The sequence below is a fragment of the Streptomyces sp. NPDC043853 genome, from assembly GCF_056436025.1.
The window spans coordinates 308,302-333,763 of record NZ_JBWKDJ010000006.1; the positions used below are offsets into that span (position 1 = coordinate 308,302).

The window sequence follows — 25,462 nt, forward strand, 5'->3', positions numbered from 1 at the left end:
CCACCCATGCACGTTCACCACGGCACGCGACGCCCTGCGGCCACGCGTGTCACCCTGCTCACCGAAGGCACCTACCCGCACAGTCACGGCGGGGTCAGCGTCTGGTGCGACCAGCTCGTCCAGGGCATGCCCGACCTCGACTTCGACGTCATCGCGGTCACCGGCACGGGCCGGGAAGCCGTGGCCTGGGACCTGCCCGGCCACGTCCAGAGCGTGCGTTCGGTGCCGATGTGGGGGGCCCCGCCCGAGGGGCGGCAGCCCCGCGGGCGCGCCCTGCGCCGGCTGACCGAGGCGTACGACCAGTTCCTCACCGCACTCCTCGACCCGTGCGCCGAGACCGGGTTCCCGCCCGCCCTCTACACGATGGCGCGCGCCGCGGCGGACGGAGCCCTGAGCCCCTACCTGCGCGGCGACCACGCGATCACCGTCCTCGCCTCGGTCTGGAACCGGCCCGGACTCGCCGTCCGGGAGGCCCGGCCGACCCTCCGCGACGCACTCACCGCCACCACCCTGCTGGAACACGCGCTGCGCCCGCTCGCCACACCGCCCCCGCAGCACGGTGTCGCGCACGCGGTCAGCGGCGGTGTCGCCGTCCTCCCGGGGCTCGCCGGACTCGAACGGCACGACGTCCCGCTGCTGCTCACTGAGCACGGGGTCTACCTGCGCGAGCGCTACATCGGCTACCGCACCGCGCCCTACCGGTGGCCGGTGAAGGCCCTCGTCCTGGGCTTCTTCCGGCTGCTGGCGGAGGAGAGCTACCGCCGGGCGGCCCTGATCACCCCCGGCAACCGCTACAACCGGCTGTGGGAGGAACAGGGCGGCGCCGACCCGGGAGCCATCCGCACCGTCTACAACGGCGTCGACCCGGCCGCGTTCCCGCCCGCCGGGCCCGAACCGGAGGTGCCCACGCTCAGCTGGGCCGGCCGGGTCGACCCCATCAAGGACCTGGAGACCCTCATACGCGCCTTCGACCTGGTCAGACGCGAGGTGCCGGAGGCCCGGCTACGCCTGTTCGGCGGCACCCCGCGGGGCGGCGAGGCCTACCGGGAACGCTGCGAGGCCCTGGCCGCGGAGCTCGGGCACGCGGACGCCGTCGCCTTCGAGGGCCGGGTCGAGGACATCAAGGACGCCTACGCGGCGGGCAACCTCGTGATGCTGTCCAGCATCAGCGAAGGCTTCCCGTTCACCCTCATCGAGGCCATGTCCTGCGGACGGGCCACCGTCTCCACCGACGTGGGCGGCGTACGCGAGGCCGTCGGCGAGGCGGGTCTCGTCGTACCGCCGCGGGACCCGGCCGCCATGGCCGCCGCCGCCGTGGAACTGCTGGGTGACGCCCCCCGCCGCGCCGCGATGGGCGAGGCGGCCCGGCTGCGCGTCATCGAGCAGTTCACCCTGCGCCAGACCATCGACACCTTCCGCTCCATCTACCTGGAACTGGGCTCGCCCGCCCGCGAGCGGGCCGACGGATCCCGCCCGGCCGCGCAGGCGGCGGCCGCACCGGCCGCAGCGGCGGCACCCGCCCTCATCCCCGGACCGGGCATGGCCGCGCGGCGCGCCGCCGCGGCGTCGACACCGCCCGCGGCGCGCGCCGCCGTACCGGCCGCCGGGCCCGCGGCACCGCCGGCCGTCGCCGTCGCCCTCGCCACGGCCGAGCGCCCGGCGGGCGACGCGTCCGGTAACGCCGGTTCGCGGAGCCGCCGGCACGTTCCCTCCTGGGCACTGCCGGACGACGGGGACGACCCGGTCGGCCCGGGCACCCCGCAGGACCGGAGCGGCCGGGGCACCGGCACCGCGGTCGCGCCCCTCGCCCCCGGGGAGCCGGACTCCCCGGCCGTGAGCGGGAGTTCCTCCTCCGTCGGCGCAGAGAGCCTGGCCGGATGAGCGGGCCCATGGACCTCGAACCGCGCGGCCGTCAGGAGGACACCCTGATGCTGCGGCTGGCCGTGCCCAAGCGTCCCGCCCACACCGCCGGGACGCACACCCGTGCCGGCGAGGGCGAGACCCTGGCGCTGCGGCTGCCCGACCCGGTGACCCTCGGGCTGCGGCTGCCCGGACCCGTCCGGGACGAGGAGGCCGTCGACCGGCTCGCCGCGGAGATGGCCGACCGGGTCGGCCCCGCCGTCCACCCCTACGAGGTGGCCGCCCTGCTGGAGGCGGACGGCCTGTCCGCCGACACCATCCGGCAGCGCTACGGGCACCCCGACATCTTCTCCCTCGCCGCCGCCCTCTACGCACGGGTGCCCCGGGTCTTCACCGAGCCCGACCCGGTCCCCGATCCCTGGAAGCCGGACACCCTGCGCTGCCTGCTGCGCGGCGTGCTGTTCGCCCTGCCCGCCCTCGCCTACCCGCTCACCGCCCCGCTGTGGCACCCCGGCGAGCACGCCGCCGCCCTCGTCGTCGCGGGGATCCTGTCCTGGGCCTGGGGACAGGCGCTCGGCCACCGGGCCTACGCCTGGATGGCGGTGGGCCGGCGCGAAGCGGGCCGCAGCCTGCTCCGCGGCGCCCCGCTCGGCGCCCTCCTCGCCACCGCGGCCGCCGCCGTACCCGCCCAGGGCTCGCCGGTGACCTGGGCGGCGGCCGCGCAGTCGCTGTACCTGGCCGCCGCGGGCGTGCTCCTCGTCCTCGGCAAGGAGTTCCTGCTGCTCGCCGCGCTGTCACCGCTCCTCGCGGGCGCCGCCGTGCTGCCCTGGTGGGAGCCCGGGCCGCTGTTCCGTGCCGGACTCCCCGCGCTCGCCCTGGCCGCCACGGTGGCCGTGGCGGGCCGGTCCCTGCGCGCCCGTCTCGGCCTCCCGGCCGCCGCCGGCGAGGCCGCCGGCCCGCCGCCGCTGCGCTCCCTGCCCTACGGGCTGTTCGGCCTGGCCGCCGGCGTACTGGTGCTGCTGGAGGGCGTACGGGAGCCGTACGCGGTGATCGTCCTGACGGTGAGCATGGGACCCGCCGAATGGCTGCTGTACCGCTACCGGAGCCTGTCGGGCGCCGCGCTCGCCGCCTCCGCGACCCCCCGTGGCTTCCTTTTGCGGTCGACCGGAGTGCTCGCCCTGTGCCTGCTCGCCTACACCGTTCCCCTGGTGCCCGCCGCCCTGCTCACCGGGGCCGCCCCCGCCACGCTGCCGCTGCTCGCGGCCACGCTGTGGACGGCCCTGCTGCTCCAGGCCTTCGGGGCGGCCTGGCCCCCGGCCCTCGTCTGCCTGGCGGCAGCGGGAACCGCCGGGGCGGTCACCCTGGCCGGGCCCGCCCCGCAGCCCTACGTCCTGGCGGTGTGCAGCGGCGCCGCCGCACTCTGCCTGACCGGGTGCGTGCTGTGGCTCCTCGGCCGCCCCGCCCCGCACGCCTGACCTCCCGGCCGGACCCGCCACCCCGCCGGTCCGGCCCGCCCTGCGGAACCCGCACTCCGCACCGCACGCGTCACCCACCGAAAAGGAAAGGAGAGGTCGGTTGACCTCCACCCCGCTCGCCGCCGTCACCGGAGCCGAAGGCTTCATCGGCTCGCACCTCACCGAGGCCCTGGTCGCCTCCGGCCACCGGGTCAGGGCCATGGCCCAGTACAACTCCTTCTCCTCGTACGGCTGGCTGGAGACACTGGCCCCCGAGGTCCTCGACCAGGTGGAGATCGTCCTGGGCGACGTCCGCGACCCCGGTTCCGTCCGGGGCCTGCTCGAAGGCGCCGACTGCGCCTACCACCTGGCCGCCCTCATCGCGATCCCGTACTCCTACCGGGCGCCGCACAGCTACGTGGACACCAACGTCACCGGCACCCTCAACGTGCTGGAGGCCGTCCGCGCCCTCGGCACCCCCCGCCTGGTGCACACCTCCACCAGCGAGACCTACGGCACCGCGCAGACGGTCCCCATCACCGAGGACCACCCGATCAACACCCAGTCCCCGTACGCCGCTTCGAAGGCGGGCGGCGATCGGCTCGCCGACAGCTACCACGCCAGCTTCGGCACCCCCGTGGTGACCCTGCGGCCCTTCAACACCTTCGGCCCCCGCCAGTCGATGCGCGCGGTGATCCCCACCGTCATCGGGCAGGTGGCGGCCGGGGAACGGACCATCACCCTCGGCGACCTGCGGCCCACCCGCGACTTCAGCTACGTCAAGGACACCGCCGCCGCCTTCCTGGCCGTCGGCACCGCGCCCGCCGAGCAGGTGGTCGGCCGCACCTTCAACTCCGGTACCGGCACCGAGATCTCCGTCGGCGACCTGGTCGCCCTCATCGGCAAGGTCATGGACGCCCCGCTCGACGTGCGCGAGGACACCCAACGGCTGCGGCCGGCCGCCTCCGAGGTCATGCGGCTCGTCGCGGACGCGGCCAGGCTCACCGCCGCCACCGGCTGGGAGCCCGCCCACACCCTGGAGCGGGGACTCGCGCACACCGCGGACTTCTTCCGCGACCCGGCCAACCTGGCCCGCTACAAGACCGGCATCTACAACGTCTGACCCCGGCCGCACGACATCAGGAGGAACCACCGTGTACGCAGTGATCCTGGCGGGCGGCAAGGGTGTGCGCCTGCGCCCCTACACCACCGCCCTGCCCAAGCCCCTCGTCCCGATCGGCGACCAGCACGCCATCCTGGAGATCGTGCTGCGCCAGCTGTCGGCGGCCGGCTTCACCCGCTGCACCATCGCCATCGGCCACCTGGGCGAGATCATCCGCGCCTACGTCGGCGACGGCTCCCAGTGGGGCATGCACATCGACTACGCCACCGAGGAGAGCCCGCTGGGCACCATGGGCCCCCTGCTCAACCTCAAGGACCGGCTCCCGGAAAGATTCCTGGTGATGAACGGCGACGTCCTCACCGACCTCGACTACGCGGACGTGCTGCACCGCCACGAGGCATCGGGAGCGCCGCTGACCATAGCCACGTACCCGCGCAAGGTGCACATCGACTTCGGCGTGCTCACCACCGACGCCAGCAGGGTCGTCGGCTTCACCGAGAAGCCCAGCATGGACTACCGGGTCTCCATGGGCGTGTACGGGCTGAGCCGGGCGACCCTGGAGGGCTACACCGCCGGGCTGCCGCTCGGTTTCGACGAGCTCGTCCTGGACCTGCTGAAGGACGGGAACCCGCCGCACGCCTACGAGTTCGACGGCTACTGGCTGGACATCGGCCGGCCCGACGACTACGACCGCGCCAACGCCGAGTTCACCAGCCGCAAGTCGCTGTTGCTGAAGGGGGCCTGAGCACGTCATGCGCATCCTCGTCCTGGGCAGCACCGGCTACCTGGGCGCCCACGTCGCGGACCGGCTCGGCGCCCTGCCCGGCGCCCGGATCCTCGACGGCGGCCGGTCGCCGGGCGCCGAGTTCGCCATCGACCTCGCCGCCGACCCCCCCGATCGGCTGGCGAAGACCCTGGCTGCGGCGGCGCCCGACGCCGTGGTGAACTGCGCGGGCGCGACCGGCGGCGACCCGGTCACGCTCGCCGAGGTCAACGCCCGCGGCCCCGCCGCCCTGTGCGCGGCACTGCGGGAGGCGGCCCCGGCGGCGCGGCTGGTCCACCTGGGCTCGGCCGCCGAGTACGGCCCGGGCGTCCCCGGAACCCGGGTGGCGGAGACGGACCCCGCCTGCCCGGTGACCCCGTACGGCGCGACGAAACTGGCCGGGACCGTCGCGGTCACGGCCTCCGGCCTGGACGCGGTGGTGCTGAGGGTGGGCAATCCGGTGGGGCCCGGTGCACCGGCCACCGGGCTGCCCGGCCGGCTCACCGCCCTGCTGCGCGGGACCGCCGCGGACCCGGCCGCGGTGCTGCGGCTGGGCGACCTGTCCGCGTACCGCGACTTCGTGGACGTCCGCGACCTGGCCCACGCGGCCGAGCTCGCCGTCACCGCCCGGGGGCCGCTGCCGCCGGTGCTGAACGTCTCCTCCGGCGAGGCCGTGCCGGTCCGGGAGCTGGTGCGCGCCCTGGTCCTCCGGGCCGGCTTCCGGGGCGGGATCGAGGAGAACGCCGGCGGCGGGGCCGGTTCGGCCCGCTCGGCCGACGTGTCGTGGCAGTGCTCCGACGTCACCGCCGCGGCACGGGCGCTGGGCTGGCGTCCGGAACACCGGCTGGACGACATGGCCGGCTCACTGTGGGAGGCGTCGGCCCGCGACGACGGCGCGGCCGCGTGAGCCTCCTGGTGCCGTTGTACGTGCACCCGGCCGAGGATCCCGGAGCCTGGGCCCGGCTGATCGGGGCCGCGGCCCGGACCCACGCGGTGGTGCTCAACCCCGCGAACGGTCCGGGCCCGCGGCCCGATCCCGCGTACCGGGCGGCGGCCGAGGCCCTGCACGCGGCCGGCGCCCGGCTGCTGGGCTACGTCGACAGTGCCTACGGTGCCAGGTCGGCGGCGGAGAACACCGCCGAGTTCCTCCGGCACCGCGACTGGTACGGCGTCGACGGCTGCTTCCTGGACCGGACTTCGCCGACGGGGGAGGGGCTGCGGTCCTGCCGCCGGCTGGTCCGCTCGATGCGGCGCCTGGGTGCGGGGACCGTGGTCCTCAACCCGGGCGTCCACCCGGCGCCCGGCTATCTCAAGATCGCCGACCTGGTCGTCACCTTCGAGGGCCACTGGTCCACGTACGTCTCCTCGTTCAGCAGACCCGAGTGGACCCGTCGGCACCCGCCCGAGCGGTTCTGCCACCTGGTCTACGGCGTCCCCGAACCCCTCGCCAGCCTCGCCGTACGGACCGCCCGCGACCGCGGCGCGGCCGTCGCGGGCCCGGTCACCGGCGACCTCCCCAACCCCTGGACCGCGCCGACCCCGGCCCTCCGGCTGCCGGCCGACGCCTCCGGCCCGGACCGGAAGGAGGCGTGAGGCGGCTGCCGGAGAGCGGCTACCGGCCGGTGACACGCGCATGTCCGCAGGTGCGGCCTCGTCACACTTTCACGTCCCGGGGTCCCCGCCGGTCCAAGAGGACGTACGGTACGGCCACGGCCCACAACGGACCTTTTTGCTCACACTCGTTCACCGGATTGAGGAACTCGCGTGTCCAAGCATTTCGACGTCGTCGTACTCGGAGCCGGCCCCGGCGGCTATGTCGCCGCCATCCGCGCGGCCCAGCTGGGCAAGCAGGTCGCGGTCGTCGAGGAGAAGTACTGGGGCGGCGTCTGTCTGAACGTCGGCTGCATCCCGACCAAGGCCCTGCTGCGCAACGCCGAGCTCGCCCACATCTTCCACCACGAGGCGAAGACCTTCGGCATCCAGGTCGACGGCACCGTCACCTTCGACTACGGCCAGGCCTTCCGCCGCAGCCGCACGGTCGCGGACGGCCGCGTCAAGGGCGTCCACTACCTGATGAAGAAGAACGGGATCACCGAGTTCGACGGCCGGGGCACCTTCCTCGACGCGCACACCCTCCAGGTCGCCCACGCCGACGGCACCGCGCAGACGGTCACCTTCGACCACTGCATCATCGCCACCGGCGCCACGCCCCGGCTGCTGCCCGGCACCGCCCGCAGCGAGCGCGTCGTGACGTTCGAGGAGCAGATCCTCGCCGAGGACCTCCCGGGGTCGGTCGTCATCGCCGGCGCCGGCGCGATCGGCATCGAGTTCGCGTACGTGCTGCACAACTACGGCGTGAAGGTCACCATCGTCGAGTTCCTGGACCGCATCGCCCCGCTGGAGGACGAGGAGGTCTCCAAGGAGCTGGCCAAGCAGTACCGCCGGCTCGGCATCGACGTGCTCACCTCGACCCGCGTCGAGTCCATCGACGAGTCCGGCCCGCAGGTCCGGGTGACCGTCACCGGCAAGGACGGCGGCCCGCGGGTGCTGGAGGCGGACAAGGTCCTGCAGGCCATCGGCTTCGCGCCGAACGTCGCCGGCTACGGTCTGGAGAAAACCGGCGTCGCCCTCACCGAGCGCGGCGCGATCGAGGTCGACGGCCGCTGCCGCACCTCCGTTCCGCACATCCACGCCATCGGCGACGTCACGGCGAAGCTGATGCTCGCGCACACCGCCGAGGCCATGGGCGTCGTCGCCGCCGAGACCATCGCGAACGCGGAGACGATGGAGCTCGACTACCCGATGATCCCGCGCGCCACCTACTGCCAGCCGCAGATCGCCAGCTTCGGCTGGACCGAGAGCCAGGCCCGCGAGAAGGGCTACGACGTCAAGGTCGCCAAGTTCCCGTTCACCGCGAACGGCAAGGCGCACGGCCTCGGCGACTCCACCGGCTTCGTGAAGATCATCGCCGACGCCGAGCACGGCGAGATCATCGGCGCCCACCTGATCGGCCCGGACGTCACCGAGCTGCTGCCCGAGCTGACCCTGGCCCAGCAGTGGGACCTCACGGTCCACGAGGTGGCGCGCAACATCCACGCGCACCCGACGCTGGGGGAGGCCGTGAAGGAAGCGGTCCACGGCATCGCCGGACACATGATCAATTTCTGACGATCCTCGACCGCGCCGGACACCTCCACGCATCCGTCCGCGCCGTCACGCCCGCCGGCACCGTCGCGCACCCGGTACGGGAGTCTCCCGTACCGGGTGTACGGGAGACTCCCGCCAGCGGGTGTCCGCGAGGGACGCCCGGATCACTGCGAGGGTGTCGTCGCCGCCTCGAAGTGGTTCTTGACCTGGGCGGGGGTGAGCACCTTCGGGTAGACGGCCGTCTCGTCCACCTGACCCGCGAACCGGTCACTCGTCGGACGGCCCGGCCACCCGGCGAGGTTGTCGCCGCCGACGTGCCAGTAGCCCGTGTAGTCCCCGTGACCGGCGACGTTCAGCGTGCCCTTGCTCTGCCCGTCGACGTAGAGCGTCATTCCGGCCGGTCCCTGGGTCGCGACCACGTGGTGCCACCGGTTGTCGTTGTACGTGTCGAACCACTGCGTGGCGAGGGTGTAGGGCGATCCGGCGTACACGCCGAACACCAGGCGACCGGTGTCGGTCATGTAGAGCTGTGCGTCGTACTGGCTGCTGAGCCATGTGGTGTGGCTGCCGAACCCGATCAGCTTGCCGCCGCGCGTGGTGCCGGTCCTGAACCACGTCTCGAGGGTGTAGGAGCTGCCCACGGTCTGGCGGTGGTCGCTGTGGACCTGCTGGCTCGTGCCGTTGAAGCCCATGGCCGTGCTGCTGCCGGTGACCGCGCCGGGGGTCTGCCGCAGGGCGGGCGCGCCCACCTGGACGCCGCTGGTGTTGCCGCCGCTGGAGGAGTCCGCCACGTACGGGCTGACGGTGTCGTCGTAGCGCCAGTACAGGGTGGCGCCGTCCGCTCGGACCTGGTTCGGGTACGTCTGCACCGAGGACGGGACCGTCACGGAGACGGTGGCCGACCGGGCGCTCGTGTTGCCCGCGGCGTCGGTGGCCGTGAGCCGGTAGGTGTAGGTCTGGCCCGCCGTGACCGCGGTGTCGGTCCAGGAAGCCTGCCGCCGCTCGAACTCCACGGAGTCGGCGGTCACCGTGCGGACGGGCGTGGCCGCGCCGTTGCGGTAGATCCGGTAGGTCAGCCTGCTGTCGTCGGCGTCGAAGCTGGTGCGCCAGCGGACCTGCACCTCGCCGGGTTTGACGCTGCTCGCGCTCGCGACCGGGGTGGTCGGCACGCCGACGTCGCCGGTGGACGCGAAACGGGTCAGGCCCTGCTGGGGCCCGCTGTTGACGGTGGTGAACTCACCGCCGACCCACATGTACGCCGTGTCGCCCTTCGTCGCGACGGCCATGACGCGCGGGCCGACACCCTCGCCGATACCGCCGTTGACAGCGGGGAACCAGCCGAGCTTGCGGGTGCCGGGGACGAACCCGTCCACCGGAGCCGGCGTGACCTTGTGGTGGGTGGGCTGCGCCATCAGGTAGCGGCGCTTCCCGTCGTCCGGGAACTCGCCTTCGGTGGCGCAGTTGTGCGCGTGGGACGAGATGTAGAGCACCCCGTCGTACGGCAGCACGTTCTGGGTCGCCCCCAGGCAGCGGTCGCGCCACCGCTCGCTGAAGTCGCCCAGGTCGAAGGCGGTGCGCCCGTCGAACACGCCTCCGGCGTTCCCCTGGTTGCCCGTGTAGAAGCTGGTCCCGTCGGTGGCGATGTCCATGACGACCGAGAGGGGGTGGAAGGTGTTGTACGTCTTCTTCACCGCACCGGACGCCGCGTCCGCCACCGCGAGCGCATGGCTGTTCGAACCGTTGACCGTGAAGAAGTCGCCGCCGAGCAGCACGCTCTTGCCGTCCGGGGTGAGCTCGATGGCCCGGCCCGACTCGTCGGCGTTCGCGGTGAAGGGCCGCAGGGCCCCCGTGGAGGCGTCGACCGCGGCGAACTTCTGGCGGGACTGGCCCTGGACGGTGCCGAAGTCGCCTGCCGCGTACAGCGTGTTGTCCGATACGGCCAGGGCCCGCACGGTGGCGGAGAAGCCCGGGTGGAAGGCCGCCTTCGGGGTGCAGCCCGCTATGTCGATCGCGGCGACGTTGGAGACCTTGACGCCGTTGACGGCGCCGAACCGTCCACCCGCGTAGAGGGTCTTCTTGTCCTTCGAGACGACGAGGGAGCGCACGGTCGCGGTACTGCTGGTGGCGGTGAAGGACAGCTTGCACGAGGTGGGGTTCCCCGTGGCGGCGTCCAGCGCGGCGAAGTTCACGGCCTGCTGCGGAGTGCCGGCCGCGCCGGCGGGCGGCCGGAGCTCGGAGAAGGTTCCGCCGGTGAACACGGTTCCGTTCGCCTGGGCCATCGCCCATACGATCCCGTTGGTCTGCCAGGTGGGCAGGTTGTCGGCGGTGAAGGACACCGGCGGCGTGACGGCCGAGGCGTGCGGCGTCACGACCACGGCGATCCCGGCGCCGGCACCCGCCAGCGACAGGACGAGGGCAGCCGTCAGCCCCCTGGATCTGCGCCGGGTGCGCCCTGCGGAATCACCCGGCCGGCGGCGCTGTGCACGCCTCTCGCGACGTCTTTCGGTCACCATCAGCACCTCGGGATCAAGGGTTGGAGGAGGGGATGGCGAAAGGGTGCCAGAGGGAACCGCAGGAAAATTCGGGCAAATGGAAACCGGCGCGGCGATATCTGACTGTTACATCCTGACTACACTTGATGATCAGTCAACTTGCTTGTAGACCAAGCGAGTTGCCCGGCCGGGCGGGCGGCGGGCCGGGCTTCGCCGCAGGGTCTGTTATCGAATCGAAATGAAATCTCGGCGCGTGATGGTGTATTGACGAAAAGTCAGCCGGGCGGCCCTTTCCGTTCATTGCGGTGATCATCAGGCCGCCGAGTGACCCCTCCTCACCCGAGAGCATCCTCGGCGGACCCGCCGGGCGGACGGGGCGGGCGCCCGAACCGGACGGGGACTCCCGGGGAGTACAGCACGCTGACAGGCGCCCCGACCGGGGCCGGCAGGCCCGCCGCGGCGATGAGGTTCTCCTCGCAGTGGAGCAGCTCGGCACGGTGCAGGGGCCAGCGGGGGTGGGAGTTCGGGAGGTAGAGCGGGCGCTCCCGGAGCGCGGTGTGCATGCCCCAACGGGCGGTCAGGAAGTGCTCGAGCTCCGACGGCTCCGCAGCCTGCTCGCCGACCCTTATCGCGATCCTGCTGTACGCGCCGCGCGGTCCGGGCCCGCGTCGGCTGCTCGTGTAGGCGACCGTGTCGCCCTCCCTGCGGACCTCCATCCGGGACCAGACGTACGGGAGGCGGAAGGCCGCTCGTCCGACGGCCACGGGAATCAGGCGGGACGCGTCGAGGGAACGGAAGACCACACCGCGCCGGCCATGGGCGTCCACGGAGTACAGGCGGACGTTGGTCTCGGGGAAGGAGCCGAGATAGGGCACGCCCGGGAGACGGAACCATCCCACGCGGTGCATCCGGAAGGCGACGAGACCTATGTACGTCACCCCGTCCAGCGTGTCCGGCCGGGTGCCGGCCGGCAGCAGCGGGGCTACGGCGTCGGGTTCCGCAGCCCAGTGCAGGAAGGCCAGATCCAGCCAGGACTGTGTGAGCAGGGGGCGGTCCGGGGTGTGGGGCGGGTCGGCCGTTATGGGTTCGGGATTCCGGGCGAGCGGTGGCTGCGGCATCGCGCCAGTATTCCGGAGCGCCCCCGAGCGGCTCGCGCCGACCGCGCCGACCGGCCGCTGCCGGCGACGTACGCCGCAGCGGCACCCACAGCCCTGCTCCCCTCGCCCGCAGGGTCCGCTCCCGTACTCCCCCGGGAGTAGTCCCCGCGGTCCGCCGCCCCCGGCAGTAGCTCCCGACTCGGCCGCCAGAGCGACGAACCGGCCTCCCGGTGGGGAGAGTCTGGAACCGACCCGATCAGGACCGACGAAGGGAAGGCCGATGGAGGGCCGTAAGAGGATCTTCGGCTGGGGGGTGCTGGCCCTGTGGGTGATCGTGATCGCCCTCGCCGCGCCCCTCGCCGGAAAGCTCGGCGACGTACAGCGTGACCGCGCGGTCGACTACCTGCCCGCGAGCGCCGACTCGACCCGGGTCGCGAAGATCACCGAGCAGATGCCGGGCGGCGACTCGACCGACCTCGTGCTGGTCTACCACCGCGAGGGCGGCCTGACCCCGCAGGACAGGGCGACCGCCGCCCGGGAGGTGGGCCGGGTCGCCGCCGACCACCCGCTCACCTCGCCGCCGCAGGCCGTGCCCTCCGAGGACGGCACCACGCTCCTGTACGCCGTGTCCAGCACGGAGCCCGGTACGGACGAGGAGGCCAGGGACGCCTTCGTCCACGACATCCGCGAGACCGTGAGCGGCGAGGTGGGCGGCCCCGGCGCGCTCGCCACGGACGCGAGCGAGGTCTACGAGTCCCTCGACGGGCCGCTCCTCTACACCACCGTCGCCGTGGTCGCCGTCCTGCTGATCGTCATCTACCGCAGCCCCTTCCTCTGGCTCGTCCCGCTGGCCGTCGCCGGCATCGCCGACTACCTCTCCATGGCCGTGACCTACGCCCTCCACCAGGGCTTCGACATCAGCGTCTCCGGCCAGAGCACAGGCGTCATGACCATCCTGGTCTTCGGTGCGGGCACCGACTACGCACTCCTCCTCGTCTCCCGCTACCGCGAGGAACTGCGCCGCACCCCGCGCCCCCACGACGCGATGGCGGCCGCCCTGCGCGGCTGCGGTCCCGCCGTCCTCGCCTCCTCCGGGACCGTCGCCCTCGGCATGCTCTGCCTGCTCGCCGCCGACATGAACAGCAGCCGGGGGATGGGGCCCACGGCCGCCGTCGGTGTGCTGTGCGCACTCCTCGCGATGATGACCCTCCTCCCCGCTCTGCTCGTCGTCCTCGGCCGGCGGGTGTTCTGGCCCCTGATCCCGGCGTACGGAAGCGAGCCGAAGACCGCGCGCCGTTCCCTCTTCGCCGCCATGGGCTCCTCGGCCGGCCGACGGCCCCTCGCCGTCCTCGTCGCCGGCGCCGCCGCCCTGGCCGCCCTCGCCCTCGGCGTGCTGAACCTGCCCGGCGCCCTCAAGCAGGAGGATTCCTTCAGCTCCACCCCGGAGGCGGTCGCCGCGATGAAGACCCTGGCCGCCGCGTACCCGGAGATGGGGACCCAGCCCATCACCGTCGTCGCCCCGACAGCCACCTCCTCCCGCGCGCTGGAGACGGCGCGCGCCACGGACGGGGTCGCGAAGGCCGAGCCGGGCCGCAGCGGGGACGGGTGGACGGAGATCTCGGTCACCGCGGCGCACCCGCCGCAGTCACCGGCCGAGACCGCGACCATCGACGGGCTGCGCTCCGCGCTCGGTGACGGCGTGTACGTCGGCGGGCCCAGCGCCGAGCAGCTCGACCTGACGGACACCAACGCCCGCGACCGGAACATCGTCGTCCCGCTCGTCATCGCCGTCGTCCTGCTCGTCCTGATCGTGCTGCTGCGGAGCCTCGTCGCCCCCCTGATCCTGGTCGCCGCGGTCGTCGCCGTCTGGGGCGCGGCCCTCGGTATCGGCGGTCTCGTCTTCGAGTCCCTCTTCGGCTTCGAGGGAACCGACCCGGGTCTGGCTCTGCTCTCGTTCGTCTTCCTCGTCGCCCTCGGCGTCGACTACGGCATCTTCCTGATGCACCGGATGCGCGAGGAGTGCCTGGACGGTGCGGAGCCGGCCGCCGCCGCCCTGACCGCCCTGCGCACGACCGGCGCGGTGATCGCCTCGGCGGGGCTCGTCCTCGCCGCCACCTTCGCCGTCCTGGTCAACATGCCCATGGTGCAGCTGGCCGAACTCGGCTTCGTGATCGCGGTCGGCGTCCTGCTCGACACCTTCCTGGTCCGCACGTACCTCGTCACCAGCGCGAGCGTGCTGCTCGGCCGGAAGGTGTGGTGGCCGGGCCCGTTGGCCAAGAAGCCCGTACCGAGGGCCGGTTCGGGCGCCGAGCGCGAGCCCGTACGGATCTGAACGGGGCCGGACGGGGGCTCCCCGGACTGTCAGGAGCCCCCGCCCTCAGGGAGGATGGACACCATGGACTTCGCCGCGGCCTTCACCCGCGACCCGCAGGCCGCACCGTACCCGGTGCGCTGTGACGCCTCGGTCGCGGCCGTCTTCGCGGTCCTCGCGGCGGTGCTCGCGCTGACCGTCGACGACGGCCGTCGTCCGGACGCCCTCGGCTGGGCGCTGCTGTTCGCCGCGCACGTCCCGCTGGCATGGCGGCGCAAGGCGCCCATGCCGGTGCTGCTCGCCGTGGTGGCCTGTGTCGCCCCGTACCACGCGCTCGACTACATGCACCTGGCGCCGATCCCGGCCTCGATGACCGCGCTGTACACCGTCGCGTCCACCGGCCGGCCGAGGCGCACGATGATCGTGGGGCTCTCGGTCACGTCCGTCACCCTCACCATCCAGCTCCTCGTCAACCCCCACGAGACGGTGGAGCTGCTGAGGGTCTCCGGCTGGGTGATCGCCATGCTCGTCTTCGGCGCCAGCATCCGGCTCTACCGGCAGCTGGTCGCGGGAGTGCTGGAGCGCGCGGAGCGCGAGGCGGAGCGCAAGGTCGCCGAAGAGCGGCTGCGGATAGCCAGGGACCTGCACGACCTCCTCGCGCACTCGATCACCCTCATCGGTGTGCAGACCTCGGTCGCCGCGCACGTCCTGGTCGCCGACCCCGACCGGCTCGACCGGGAGGCCCTCGCCCGGGCGCTCGACGGCATCGCCGAGACCTGCCGCGAAGCCCGCTCCGAGGTGCGCACGACGTTGGACGTACTGCGGGCCTCACCGGAGGGCCCGCTGCCGGACCTGGCCTCGCTGCCCGATCTCGTACGGCCCTCGGGCGCGGACCTGACGGTACGGACGGGAGCGGCGAAGGTCCCGGCGGCGGTGGGCGCGGCGGCGTACCGGATCGTGCAGGAGTCCCTGACCAACGCCGTGCGGCACGGGGCACCCGGTGCGGAGGTGCGGGTCGACGTCGGGCTGGAGGAGGAGGTGCTGACGGTACGGGTGACCAACGGCGGTACCACGCCCGGCGGAACGGCCGGCTCCGGGTACGGGATCCTCGGGATGCGGGAGCGGGCCAGGAGCGTGGGCGGCACACTGAGCGCGGGGCCGCGCGACGGCGGGGGTTTCGAGGTCACGGCGGCGCTGCCGCTCGTGGCGGGAGAGGTGACGGTGTGATCCGGGTTCTGCTCGCGGACGACCAGACGCTCGTCCGGGCGTCGTTCGCCATGCTCGTCGAATCGGCGCCGGACATGGAGGTCGTGGGTCAGGCGGCCAACGGCAGGGAGGCCGTGGAGCTGGCCCGTTCGGCCAGGGCGGACCTGGTGGTCATGGACGTCCGGATGCCCGAGCTCGACGGCATCGGAGCCACCCGGCTGATCGCCGCCGACGAGGACCTGGCCGGGGTGAAGGTGCTGGTCCTCACCACCTACGACACCGACGAACACGTGATGCAGGCGCTACGGGCGGGTGCGTCGGGCTTCGTCGTCAAGGACATCCATCCGGCGGAACTCCTCGCCGCGATCCGCACGGTCGCGGCCGGGGAGGCCCTGCTGTCGCCCGGTCCGACGTCCCGGCTGATAGCCCGTGCCCTGGCGCTCCCCGAAGCCCCGGCGACGGGCGGCCCGGACGGTCTCTCGGACCGCGAACGCGAGGTCCTCGTCCTGGTGGGCCGGGGGCTGAACAACAGCGAGATCGCGGAGGCACTGGGCCTCTCGCCCCTCACGGCGAAGACTCACGTCAGCCGGATCATGGGAAAGCTGGCCGCCCGGGACCGGGCCCAACTGGTCATCATCGCCTACGAGTCGGGACTGGTCCGACCGGGCGGCTGACCGCCTTCCCGCCGCGCCGGCCGAGTCCGGCGGGCAGCGGCAGCCCCGCCGGGCCGCCGACGACCGGGTGGACCGGCCCGTGGCGCGTCGCCCCGTGGCCGACACTCCTCGGGTGCGCTCGGCCGGATCAGCCTCCCGCCCGTGGCGCTTCCGCCGTCCACGGTGATCGACGAACGGCGCCCTGCGGCCGTACCGCGCGCCCCGGACCGGGTCGGTCCCGACCCCGGCGCCCTGATCACGCCCGGGGCCGCTTCCGGCAGCGGCCCCGGCCCCGTTCGACCTCTGTGGAGGCGTGCGGCAGCGGAGCGGCTAGGGTGAGGTGAGGAGGCTGCGGGAGAGCCAGGAGCCGTCATGCCCGGACCCCGTCCTGAGCCGCCCGACAGTGTCGAGGAACTCCTGGGCGCACTCGGACAGCTCGTCGACCAGGCCCTGGAACGGATCGAGTACCAGCGGGCCAGGGTCGAGCTGGCCGTGGCCCTGCAGCGGCACATGCTGCCGCCCCGGCTGCCGAGGCTGCCCGGGCTGCATCTGGCAGCCAGGTACGCGCCGTCCCGGGGCGGTCTGGACGTGGGCGGCGACTGGTACGACGCCTTCGTCATGCACGACGGGTCACTGGGGCTCACCGTCGGCGATGTGCAGGGCCACGATGTGGAGGCGATCGCCTTCATGGGGCAGGTGCGTACCAGCCTGCGCGCCCTCGCACAGGCGACGAGCGACACCCGTCAGGTGCTGGGCCGCGCCAACGATCTGCTGATCGCCATGGGGTGCGGCCGCTTCGCGACGTGCTCCTTCCTGCGCTTCGACCTGGTCAGTCGCGATCTGACGGACTCCAGGGCCGGCCATGTCCCGATGGTCTGGGCCACCGCCGGAGGCCGCTACGGCATAGCACTCGACCGCGGCGGGCCGCCGCTCGGCATCGTGCCGGGTGAGCGGTATCCGGTGACCCACCGGCGGCTGACGGAGGCAGGGGTTCTCGTGCTGCTCACCGACGGAGTGGTGGAAGGCCCGCAGTACCCGATGGATTCGGGTCTGGCCGAGGTGGTCAAACTGGTGCGCGCCGGCTTCGACGCCGATCCCGACGTACTGGCCTCCGCCGTCGTCAAAGTGGCCGACCTGACGGGACACCGCGACGATGCCGCAGTCCTCGTCCTCCGTTGGGACGGCCCGCAGGAGCCGGCCTGACCGGTGAGCCCCGCTGCGGTCGCCGGTGGCCGGATCCGAGCGCACACTGCTGTCGTGCGCAGCACGGAAGCGGGTCGTTACGGGTCCACCGTTCTGTGCCTTCTCGCCCTCGCAGCCGCCTACTACGGGGCCGCCCGGATCGGCCTTCAGCTGCAGCTGGTGCGTGACCAGGTCACCCCCCTGTGGCCGCCGACCGGCGTTGCGCTGGCCGGTCTGCTCGTGCTGGGGCTGCGCGTCTGGCCGGGCATCGCGCTGGGTGCGTTCCTGGTCAACGTGTTCCTCGGGCCGTCGTTGATCTCCGTACTGGCCATCACCGCGAGCAACACCCTGGCGCCGGTCTGCGCCTGTCTGATGCTGCGCGGAGCCGCCTTCAGAACCGAGCTGGACCGCCTGCGGGACGTCCTGGCACTGGTCTTCCTCGGCGCGCTCGCCGGGATGTTGATCAGTTCAACCATCGGAAGCGGCGTACTGGTCCTCTCCGGAGCACTGGATACCAGCGACTTCTGGCCGACCTGGTCGGTGTGGTGGACCGGTGACGCGATGGGAATCCTCGTCGTCACCCCCTTCCTGCTCGTGCTGCGCAAGGCCCGGTGGCCGTCGTCGGCCGGACCCGGCCGATGGTTCGAGGCGGCGGTGCTGGCGCTCGGTACGGTTCTCGTCACGCTCTGGGTGACGCGCACGCCCGATTCGAACCTGCTCTTCCTCGTCTCGCCGTTCTTGATCTGGGCGGCCTTCCGTTTCCGGCTGCCCGGCGCTGCGCCGTGCGCGCTCGCGGTGTCGACGCTGGCGATCCTGGCGGCCGCCGGCGACAGGGGCCCGTTCGTCGGCGAGGACGTCTTCGCCACCATGGTCACGCTCCAGGCCTTCAACGGCACGACGGCGCTGACGGCCCTCCTCCTCGCGGCCGTCATCACCGAACGCGACAGAACGTACGAGGAGATCAAACTGGTCTGTGCGCGGCTCGCGGAGATGGTGGCCCGGATGGAGCCGCGGCCCGAGTCCTACGACGACCCGCCCGAGGACCGTCCCCCGCCCTGACACCCCGGTGGGGCACTTCCGGCGGTCGCGGAAACGAGCCGGGTGCATCCGGCCGTCATCCAGTGATTTCCGGCCGTCAAGAGGTGGTCAAGGGTTTGTCATAGGGGTTCAACGTAGGGGTACTGGCCGCCTGATCACTCTGCTAGACATGGGGCAACGGAACGCGCGTGCGGAAGCAGCGAATGGGTCCGGATTCCCGAACCCGTCGGCTGCGTCCGGACCGGAACACGGAGTTTTCATCCCCTTGATCGACAAGCAGAATGCCGATGGCTGGATCCGCCGCTATCACGCCGCGGACGAAAGCCCGATACGACTGGTCTGCCTGCCGCACGCCGGCGGATCCGCCTCCTTCTACTTCCCGGTGTCCCGGGCCCTGGCGCCGGAGGTGGACGTCCTCGCCGTGCAGTACCCGGGGCGGCAGGACCGCCGGCACGAACCCGGGATCACCGACATCCATGTCTACGCCGACGCCCTCACCAGCGCACTCGTGCCCTGGCTGGACCGGCCGACCGCGCTTTTCGGCCACAGCATGGGCGCCGTCCTCGCCTTCGAGGTGACGCGTCGTCTCGAACGCGACCACGGCATCACCCCCGTCCGTGTCTTCGCGTCCGGGCGGCGTTCACCGTCGAGCTTCCGCCCCGAAACCGTGCACCTGCGCGACGACGACGGCATCGTGGCCGAAATGCGCGAGCTCAGTGGAACGGACGCGGCGATTCTCGGCGACGAGGAGATCCTCCGCATGGTGCTCCCCGCCATCCGGAGCGACTACACCGCGATCGAGAATTACCGTGCCGCGGCCGACGACACCGTGAATGCCCCGATCACCGTGCTCACGGGTGAGTCGGACCCGCGAACCAGCCGGGAAGAAGCGGAAGCCTGGGAAGGACACACCCTGGGCGAGTTCGACATCCGCGGTTTCCCTGGTGGTCATTTCTTCCTCGCCCAGCAACAGGCGCAGATCCTGAAGATCATTTCCGAGAAGCTCGCGGCGGCAGCCCACCGGGGCTGAGCCGCGCGCCTGGCCCGCCGCATGACCGACGGCGGGCCCGGCGGCGAACGGACACCAGGGTTTTCCGGGGCCGGGCCGGCCACCTTCCCGCACGGAGGGGCCGGCCCCGCCCGGACCGCCCCAGAACCACCCCGCCCGCCCGGCGGAGCGCGAGGAGGCACGACGCAGTGCAGTGCAGGGCAAGCTCAGGCAGCCAGGGGGAAGGAAACGCCGCAGTGGCAACACTGGTCGAGCGTGAGAAGGAGTGGGACACGCTGGGCGGACTGCTCGGCAGCGCCCACCGGGGCCGCGGACGCGTCGCCGTCATCAGCGGGCCCATCGCCGGCGGGAAGACGACCCTGCTGGCACGCTTCACCGAACACGCGCTCTCCGAAGGGACGCTGGTCCTGGAAGCGGCGGGATCCCGCGCCGAACGCCGACTCCCCTTCGGCATCCTGCGCCGGATCCTGGACAGCGCCGCACCCCTGGACCCCGCCGTCCACGCCGAGGCCACCGCACTGCTCGACGCCGTGAGTGCCCCCGCCCTCACCCCCGACCCGGCCGCGGGCCACCAGGCCGGATTCCGGCCCCCCGGACATCCGGCCACCGGCTACGAGCTCCCCGGATACCCGGCACCCGGATACCAGCCCCCCGGACACCCGGCCGCCGGACACCCCGGCAGCCACCCGTACACCGGTGGCGACACGGTGGACGCGGACACCGCGGCCGGCCTCGAGGCGGGCATGCGGGTGCTGCCGCACGTCTGCGCCTCGCTGCTGCGCATAGCCCGCGACCGCACCCTCGTCATCGCGGTCGACGACGTCCACCTCGGCGACGAACTCTCCCGCGCCTTCCTGCTCTGCCTCGCCCGGCGGGTCCGCCAGGCCGGCGTCCTGATCGTGCTCACCGAGGCGGTACGCCTGCAGCCGGCCCAGCTCGCCTTCCACGCCGAGCTGCAGCGCCAGCCCAACTGCACCAGCATCCGGCTCCCCCTGCTCAGCGCCGACGGCACCGGCCGGATCCTCGCCGAACGCTTCTCCACCGCAGCCGCCCAGCGGCTGTCCGCCGACTGCCAGGCGGCCACCGGCGGAAACCCGCTGCTGGTCAAGGCCCTGCTGGAGGACGGCGTGACCGCCCTCGGCGACAGCGAGCCGTTCCAGCCGCTGGTCCCCGCCGAGACCTTCGAACGCGCCGCGCTGGACTGCCTCCACCGGGGCGACCCCGAGACGGTGGCCGTCGCCCGGGGCATCGCCGTCCTCGGTGACGCCTCCGTGCCCGCCCTGCTCAGCCGGGTGAGCGGCATCCACGTCAAGACCGTCGAACTGGCCGTCCAGGACCTGAACCGGTGCGGCCTCCTGCAGGACGGCGCCTTCCGGCAGACCGCCACCCGCGACGCCGTCCTGGCCGCCACCCCGCCCGGCGAGCTCTCCGCCCTCCACCGGCGTGCCGCCGGTCTGCTGCACCAGGAGGGGGCGGCCGCGCTCGACGTGGCCCGGCACCTGCTCGCCACCCGTACTTCCGCGGAGGACTGGGCGATCCCCGTCCTGCAGGACGCCGCCGAGTACGCCCTCGTCGACGACGACCCCGAACTCGCCCTGCGCTGCGGGGAACTGGCCGTCGACTCCTGCCCCGACGGCTCCCGCCGCACGGCGCTCAAATCCCGCCTGGTGAGCATCGTCTGGCGCAGCAGCCCGGTCGCCGCGGAGAGCCATCTGCGCCAGCTGTCCCGGGAGTTCCGCGCCGGCCGGCTCACCGACCGCGACCTCCTCCACGCCGTGACCTGCCTGGCCTGGATGGGAGAGGCACGGCAGGCCGCCGAGGCGGTGCGCGGCCTGCAGACCGCAGCCCGCCAGGCCCGCGCCGCCGACCAGCCGTTCGCCTACGACACCGGCACCCTCGCCGCCGCACAGAACTGGTTGTCGGCGGTGAGCCCCCCGGTCGCGGCCGTGTTCACCACTTCCGGACGACCCGAACACCTCCGGGACGGTGACCCGCACCCGCCGGCCGCCGGCGCGCCCGCCCACGGCACCGGTGCCGCAGCCCCCTACGACCTGCCCGACGACGCGCACGTACCCGCCGCCGAGGCGGTACGGACCGCGCTGCGCGGAGGCCAGGGCGAGGCGGCCGTCGCCGAAGCCACCCGGGTGCTGCAGCGCTACCACCTCAGCGACCGCACCCTCACCCCCCTCGTCATGGCCGTGCTCGCCCTCGTCTACGCCGGCCGCCTCGACCTCGCCCTGACCTGGACCGACCGGCTGCTCGGCGAGTGCGCCACCCGCAACGCGCCGACCTGGCAGGCCGTCCTCGGCGCGGTCCGGGCCGAGACGGCCCTCCGGCAGGGCGATCTGCCGGGCGCGGCCGCCCAGGCGCGCCGGGCCATGTCACTGATCTCCGTCCCGTGCTGGGGCGTGGGGATCGCCCTGCCGCTGGCCGTCCTGATCGAGGCCGAGACCCGGATGGGCAACCTCGACGAGGCGATGAGCCTGCTCGAACAGCCGGTTCCCGAGACGATGCTGGAATCGCAGATAGGGCTGCACTACCTCCGGGCCCGCGGCCGCGCCCACCTCGCCACCGGGCGCTTCCACGCCGCCCTGCGCGATTTCCTCACCTGCGGGGAGCTGATGCAGGCCTGGGGCATGGACGGAGTGGAGCTGGTGCCGTGGCGGCTGGACGCCGCCGAGGCCTGGCTGGCCCTGGGCAACGTGCCCCGCGCCCGGGAGTACGTCGAGCAGCAGCGGCAGCGCGAGGCGGGCCCGGCCGGCAGCCGGCCGCGGGGGTCGCTGCTGTACGCGCTGGCCCGCACCAGCGGTGACCTCGCCTACCGGATGAAGCGGCTCACCGAGGCCGTGGAGATCCTGGAACAGGGCGATGACCGCCTGCAACTGGCCAGGGCGCTGGGGGAGCTGGGCAGCGCACACCGTGCCGCCGGCGACTTCAACCGGGCCCGGATGCTCGTGCGCAAGGCCTGGCACGTCGCCAAGTCCTGCGGGGCGCAGCCGTTGTGCCAGGAGTTCACCCCCGGCCAGGGCGACGGCGAGCCGGTCGCGGTCGCCGTGCCCGGCCGTGAGACGGAAGCGCCCCGCGAGGCCGAGGTGCTGTCCGAGGCGGAAGCCCGGGTCGCCCTGCTCGCCGCACGCGGCCACACCAACCGGGAGATCGCCACCAAGCTGTACGTCACCGTCTCCACGGTCGAGCAGCACCTGACCCGGATCTACCGCAAGCTCCAGGTCAAGCGGCGCCGCGACCTGCCCGCCCGGCTGTGGGACCTGAGCCTGCCGGGCATCGCGTAGGGGTGCGCAGGGGGTGCGGCCGGGGTCCGGGCCGGCCCGGCCGGGGCAGGGTGGGGCGGGCCGGGGTCCGTCCCGGACGGGCCTGCTCCTTCGTGCCGGCCCCGGCCCGCCGCCCCCGTCCGCCGCCCCTGCCCGCGGCCCCGCCGCCCCGCCGGCCTCAGGACAGCAGCCCGCGCTCCAGAGCCGCCATCACGGCGGCGGTCCGGTCCGACACCGACAGCTTCTTGAACGACCGCAGCAGGTGCGTCTTCACCGTGGCCTCGCCGATGAACAGCCGGCGCCCGATGTCCGCGTTGGTCAGGCCCTGCCGTACGAGCTGGAGCACCTCCCGCTCCCGCTCGGACAGCACCGGCGGTTCCGCCACCCGGGCCCGGAACAGCTTGGGCGCCAGCGACGGCGTCAGGACCGTCTCTCCGCGCGCCGCCGCCTTCACCGCGTGCACCAGTTCCTCCCGCGAACTGCCCTTGAGCAGGTAGCCCGCCGCGCCGGCCTCCACCGCGCGCAGGATGTCGGCGTCGTCCTCGTAGGTGGTGACGATGACCACCTTCGTCCGCGGCAGTTCCCGCAGGATGTGCCCGGTCGCGGCCACCCCGTCCATCGCGCCCATGCGCAGGTCCAGGAGGACGATGTCCGGCCTCAGCCGGGCGGCCTGGAGCACGGCCTCCTCGCCCGAGCCGGCCTGTCCCACGACCTCGATGTCCCGGTCCAGTTCCAGCATGGCGGACAGGCCCTCGCGGACCACCGGGTGGTCGTCGGCGAGCAGTACCCGCACCGGCACGTGCTCAGCCATCGGCCGGCTCCTGCGTCCCGGCACCCGTGCCGCCCCCGCACGGCACCATCACCTCGATGAGCGTGCCCTCTCCGGGGCCGCTGCTGACCTGCGCCATTCCGCCGATCTCCTCCACCCGGGCCCGCATTCCACGGAGCCCGAATCCGTCCCACTCGCCGTCCGTGTCGAAGCCCGCGCCGTCGTCGCGGACCACGAGCCGTACCGCGTCCGGCACGTACGCCACCAGCACCTCCACCCTACGGGCGTCCCGGGCGTGCTTGCGCACGTTGGCGAACGCCTCCTGTGCCGTCCGCAGCAGCACCACGCTCACCGCCATCGGCAGCGGCTGCTCCTCGCCCCGTGCCGTGCACCGCACCGCGAGCCCGGTCTCCTCCTGCAGCAGGTCCGCCTGCCGCCGTACGGCCTGCACCAGCGAACTCTCCCGGAGGGCGGGCGGGGTGAGGGCGGAGACGAAGCCGCGGGCCTCGGCGAGGCTGTCCTTGGCGACCCGGCCGGCCAGTCCGAGCCGGCTGCGCGCCCGTTCGGGGTTGTCCTCCACTTCCGACTCGGCGGCCTGCACCAGGCCGATGATGCTGGTGAGGCTCTGGGCCAGGGTGTCGTGGATCTCCCGGGCCAGCCGCTCCCGCTCGGCGGACACGCCCGCCTGGTGGGACAGCAGGGCCTCGCGCTCCCGGCTGCGCCGCAGTTCGGTGATCAGCTCGGCCCGGTCGGCGCTCTGCTGCACCACCCGGGTGATCCACAGCCCGAGCAGCACCGAGAGGGCGATGCCGAGCAGCGAGATCGGCAGCACCGAGAGGATGTGCGGGTCGAACTCGCCTCCGCGCAGCCACACCACCGTCACCGGCCACAGGTTGGCGACGACCACGAGGACGATCGCCGGCGGCATCGGCATGCTCATCATGAGCATGGGGACCACCGCGAACAGGGCGAAGGAACCCGCGAGGTCGAGGGTGCTGGAGACGGCGAAGAGCAGGAACAGGCCCGCGGAGAAGACGGTGTTGCGCCGGCCCTTGGTCCGCAGGACCATCGGTCTCCGGCCGACACCGGCGTACCAGGGCACGATCAGCGTCAGCGCGCCGATGGCGAAGGCCCGGTGGCCCTGGTCCTCGTCCGAGGTGAACAGCAGGATGACGGTGACGAGGTAGGAGATGGCGAAGTAGCCGTCCCACAGGCCGAACCAGCGGCTCCCCGAGTCGGGTCCGTGGTGTGCGGCCGTGCGCGGGTCCTCCACCTCCTCCTCAGTGTGTATGTGCACGGCACCAGTCCTACCACGAGGTCCGCCGGTGTCCGTCGATCGGTGGACAGCCGGTCCCACCGATCGGTCGGCACCCGCGTCCTCCCCGCGGACCTACGTTGGAGTCAGCGGAAGGAGAACCGCGAACGGAACCCGGGGAGTACCGGGAGGATGTGGAAAGGGGCAGGTCAGGGCACGTGGGTCAGTTCACGGCGGCACTCATCACCTGTGGGTCGGTCCTGGTGTCCGTCCTCGCGACGGATTCCGGCAACCGCCGCGTCACCGCGGTGAGGACGGCAACCCCCATGCTGGTGGCTGTCGCCGCCGCCCTGGGGTGCGTAGACTCCTTCCCCACGGCGGGGAACGACCCGTCGCTGCACCTCGCCGGCATCGGTGTGGGCGGCATCTGCGGACTCGTGGCGGGCTCCCTGCTCTCCGTCCACCGGGACGGAGCGGGAGAGGCCCGCAGCACCGGCGGACCCGCCCACGCGGCGGCGTGGGTCCTCCTCTCCACCGTCCAGGTCCTCTTCGCGTACGGCAGCGAGCACTGGTACGCCGCGCGCCTCGACCGGTTCACCTCCGACTACCAACTCAGCGGCGCTGACGTGCTCGTGAGCGCACTCGCCCTGATGTCGGTGTCGGCGGTGGCGGCCCGTACGGCGGTCCTGCTGTCCCGGTCGCACGGGGTGCGCGCGGCCGGCCGTACGGCCGGCGGCCCGGCCCGCGGCACGACGGACGAGACGGCCGGGGAGACGCCCCGCCGCACGGCCGGCCTGCCGTGACGCCGGGCAGGTCCGACCGAAGCCGGTCCAA

Annotated in this window: 19 protein-coding genes; 15 read left to right on the forward strand and 4 right to left on the reverse strand. The window is 73.1% G+C overall.

Annotated elements, in window-relative coordinates; translation table 11 throughout:
- The first annotated feature begins 6 nt into the window (after positions 1-6).
- From pelF to lpdA, 7 genes are all read left to right on the forward strand, one after another.
- Complete coding sequence (gene pelF / locus AC067U_RS18900; RefSeq protein ID WP_478830859.1) at positions 7-1,881, forward strand: GT4 family glycosyltransferase PelF; 1,875 nt, start codon at positions 7-9, stop codon at positions 1,879-1,881.
- Positions 1,878-3,335 (forward strand): hypothetical protein, encoded by a 1,458-nt coding sequence (locus tag AC067U_RS18905; RefSeq protein WP_478830860.1) that lies wholly within the window; start codon positions 1,878-1,880, stop codon positions 3,333-3,335. Before pelF ends, AC067U_RS18905 begins: the two co-directional genes overlap by 4 nt.
- Positions 3,336-3,435: 100 nt before the next feature.
- Positions 3,436-4,437 carry a GDP-mannose 4,6-dehydratase gene (locus tag AC067U_RS18910; protein WP_478830861.1) on the forward strand — a complete coding sequence of 334 codons (1,002 nt, stop codon included), beginning with the start codon at positions 3,436-3,438 and terminating at the stop codon, positions 4,435-4,437.
- Between the two features lie 31 nt (positions 4,438-4,468).
- Entirely contained in the window at positions 4,469-5,182 is a 714-nt protein-coding gene (locus tag AC067U_RS18915; RefSeq protein WP_478830862.1) for a nucleotidyltransferase family protein, read from the forward strand.
- A 7-nt stretch (positions 5,183-5,189) separates the two neighbouring features.
- Positions 5,190-6,107, forward strand: a complete 918-nt coding sequence (locus AC067U_RS18920; protein WP_478830863.1) for an NAD-dependent epimerase/dehydratase family protein — start codon at positions 5,190-5,192, stop codon at positions 6,105-6,107.
- Positions 6,104-6,793, forward strand: coding sequence for a spherulation-specific family 4 protein (locus tag AC067U_RS18925; RefSeq protein WP_478830864.1), 690 nt, complete (start codon positions 6,104-6,106; stop codon positions 6,791-6,793). Before AC067U_RS18920 ends, AC067U_RS18925 begins: the two co-directional genes overlap by 4 nt.
- Positions 6,794-6,964: 171 nt before the next feature.
- Entirely contained in the window at positions 6,965-8,368 is a 1,404-nt protein-coding gene (gene lpdA / locus AC067U_RS18930; RefSeq protein WP_478830865.1) for a dihydrolipoyl dehydrogenase, read from the forward strand.
- Positions 8,369-8,511: 143 nt separating this feature from the next.
- Here the strand turns inward: lpdA and AC067U_RS18935 are convergent, their stop codons facing one another.
- The gene (locus tag AC067U_RS18935; protein ID WP_478830866.1) at positions 8,512-10,716 is read right to left on the reverse strand and encodes a LamG domain-containing protein; all 2,205 of its coding nucleotides are present in this window, start codon (positions 10,714-10,716) and stop codon (positions 8,512-8,514) included.
- Positions 10,717-11,174: 458 nt separating this feature from the next.
- Positions 11,175-11,957: a YqjF family protein gene (locus AC067U_RS18940; RefSeq protein WP_478830867.1), complete on the reverse strand. Its 783-nt coding sequence runs from the start codon at positions 11,955-11,957 to the stop codon at positions 11,175-11,177.
- A gap of 259 nt (positions 11,958-12,216) precedes the next feature.
- On the opposite strand from AC067U_RS18940, the gene AC067U_RS18945 reads away from it, so the two are divergent.
- The 7 genes from AC067U_RS18945 (at position 12,217) to AC067U_RS18975 (ending at position 22,625) form a co-directional block, all read left to right on the forward strand.
- Entirely contained in the window at positions 12,217-14,268 is a 2,052-nt protein-coding gene (locus AC067U_RS18945) for an MMPL family transporter (protein ID WP_478830868.1), read from the forward strand.
- Positions 14,269-14,331: 63 nt separating this feature from the next.
- Positions 14,332-15,474 (forward strand): sensor histidine kinase, encoded by a 1,143-nt coding sequence (locus tag AC067U_RS18950; protein WP_478830869.1) that lies wholly within the window; start codon positions 14,332-14,334, stop codon positions 15,472-15,474.
- Positions 15,471-16,127, forward strand: coding sequence for a response regulator (locus tag AC067U_RS18955; protein ID WP_478830870.1), 657 nt, complete (start codon positions 15,471-15,473; stop codon positions 16,125-16,127). The genes AC067U_RS18950 and AC067U_RS18955 overlap by 4 nt, the downstream gene beginning before the upstream one ends.
- Before the next feature lie 351 nt (positions 16,128-16,478).
- Positions 16,479-17,309: a PP2C family protein-serine/threonine phosphatase gene (locus AC067U_RS18960; protein WP_478830871.1), complete on the forward strand. Its 831-nt coding sequence runs from the start codon at positions 16,479-16,481 to the stop codon at positions 17,307-17,309.
- 54 nt (positions 17,310-17,363) lie between these two features.
- Positions 17,364-18,347 (forward strand): MASE1 domain-containing protein, encoded by a 984-nt coding sequence (locus AC067U_RS18965; RefSeq protein WP_478830872.1) that lies wholly within the window; start codon positions 17,364-17,366, stop codon positions 18,345-18,347.
- 244 nt (positions 18,348-18,591) lie between these two features.
- The gene (locus tag AC067U_RS18970; protein WP_478830873.1) at positions 18,592-19,356 is read left to right on the forward strand and encodes a thioesterase II family protein; all 765 of its coding nucleotides are present in this window, start codon (positions 18,592-18,594) and stop codon (positions 19,354-19,356) included.
- A gap of 215 nt (positions 19,357-19,571) precedes the next feature.
- The gene (locus AC067U_RS18975) at positions 19,572-22,625 is read left to right on the forward strand and encodes a helix-turn-helix transcriptional regulator (RefSeq protein WP_478830874.1); all 3,054 of its coding nucleotides are present in this window, start codon (positions 19,572-19,574) and stop codon (positions 22,623-22,625) included.
- A gap of 157 nt (positions 22,626-22,782) precedes the next feature.
- Here the strand turns inward: AC067U_RS18975 and AC067U_RS18980 are convergent, their stop codons facing one another.
- On the reverse strand, positions 22,783-23,415 hold the full coding sequence (locus AC067U_RS18980) for a response regulator (protein WP_478830875.1): 633 nt from the start codon (positions 23,413-23,415) through the stop codon (positions 22,783-22,785).
- Entirely contained in the window at positions 23,408-24,670 is a 1,263-nt protein-coding gene (locus AC067U_RS18985) for a sensor histidine kinase (protein WP_478830876.1), read from the reverse strand. The genes AC067U_RS18980 and AC067U_RS18985 overlap by 8 nt, the downstream gene beginning before the upstream one ends.
- Positions 24,671-24,846: 176 nt before the next feature.
- On the opposite strand from AC067U_RS18985, the gene AC067U_RS18990 reads away from it, so the two are divergent.
- The gene (locus AC067U_RS18990; RefSeq protein ID WP_478830877.1) at positions 24,847-25,431 is read left to right on the forward strand and encodes a hypothetical protein; all 585 of its coding nucleotides are present in this window, start codon (positions 24,847-24,849) and stop codon (positions 25,429-25,431) included.
- The last annotated feature ends 31 nt before the right edge of the window (positions 25,432-25,462 follow it).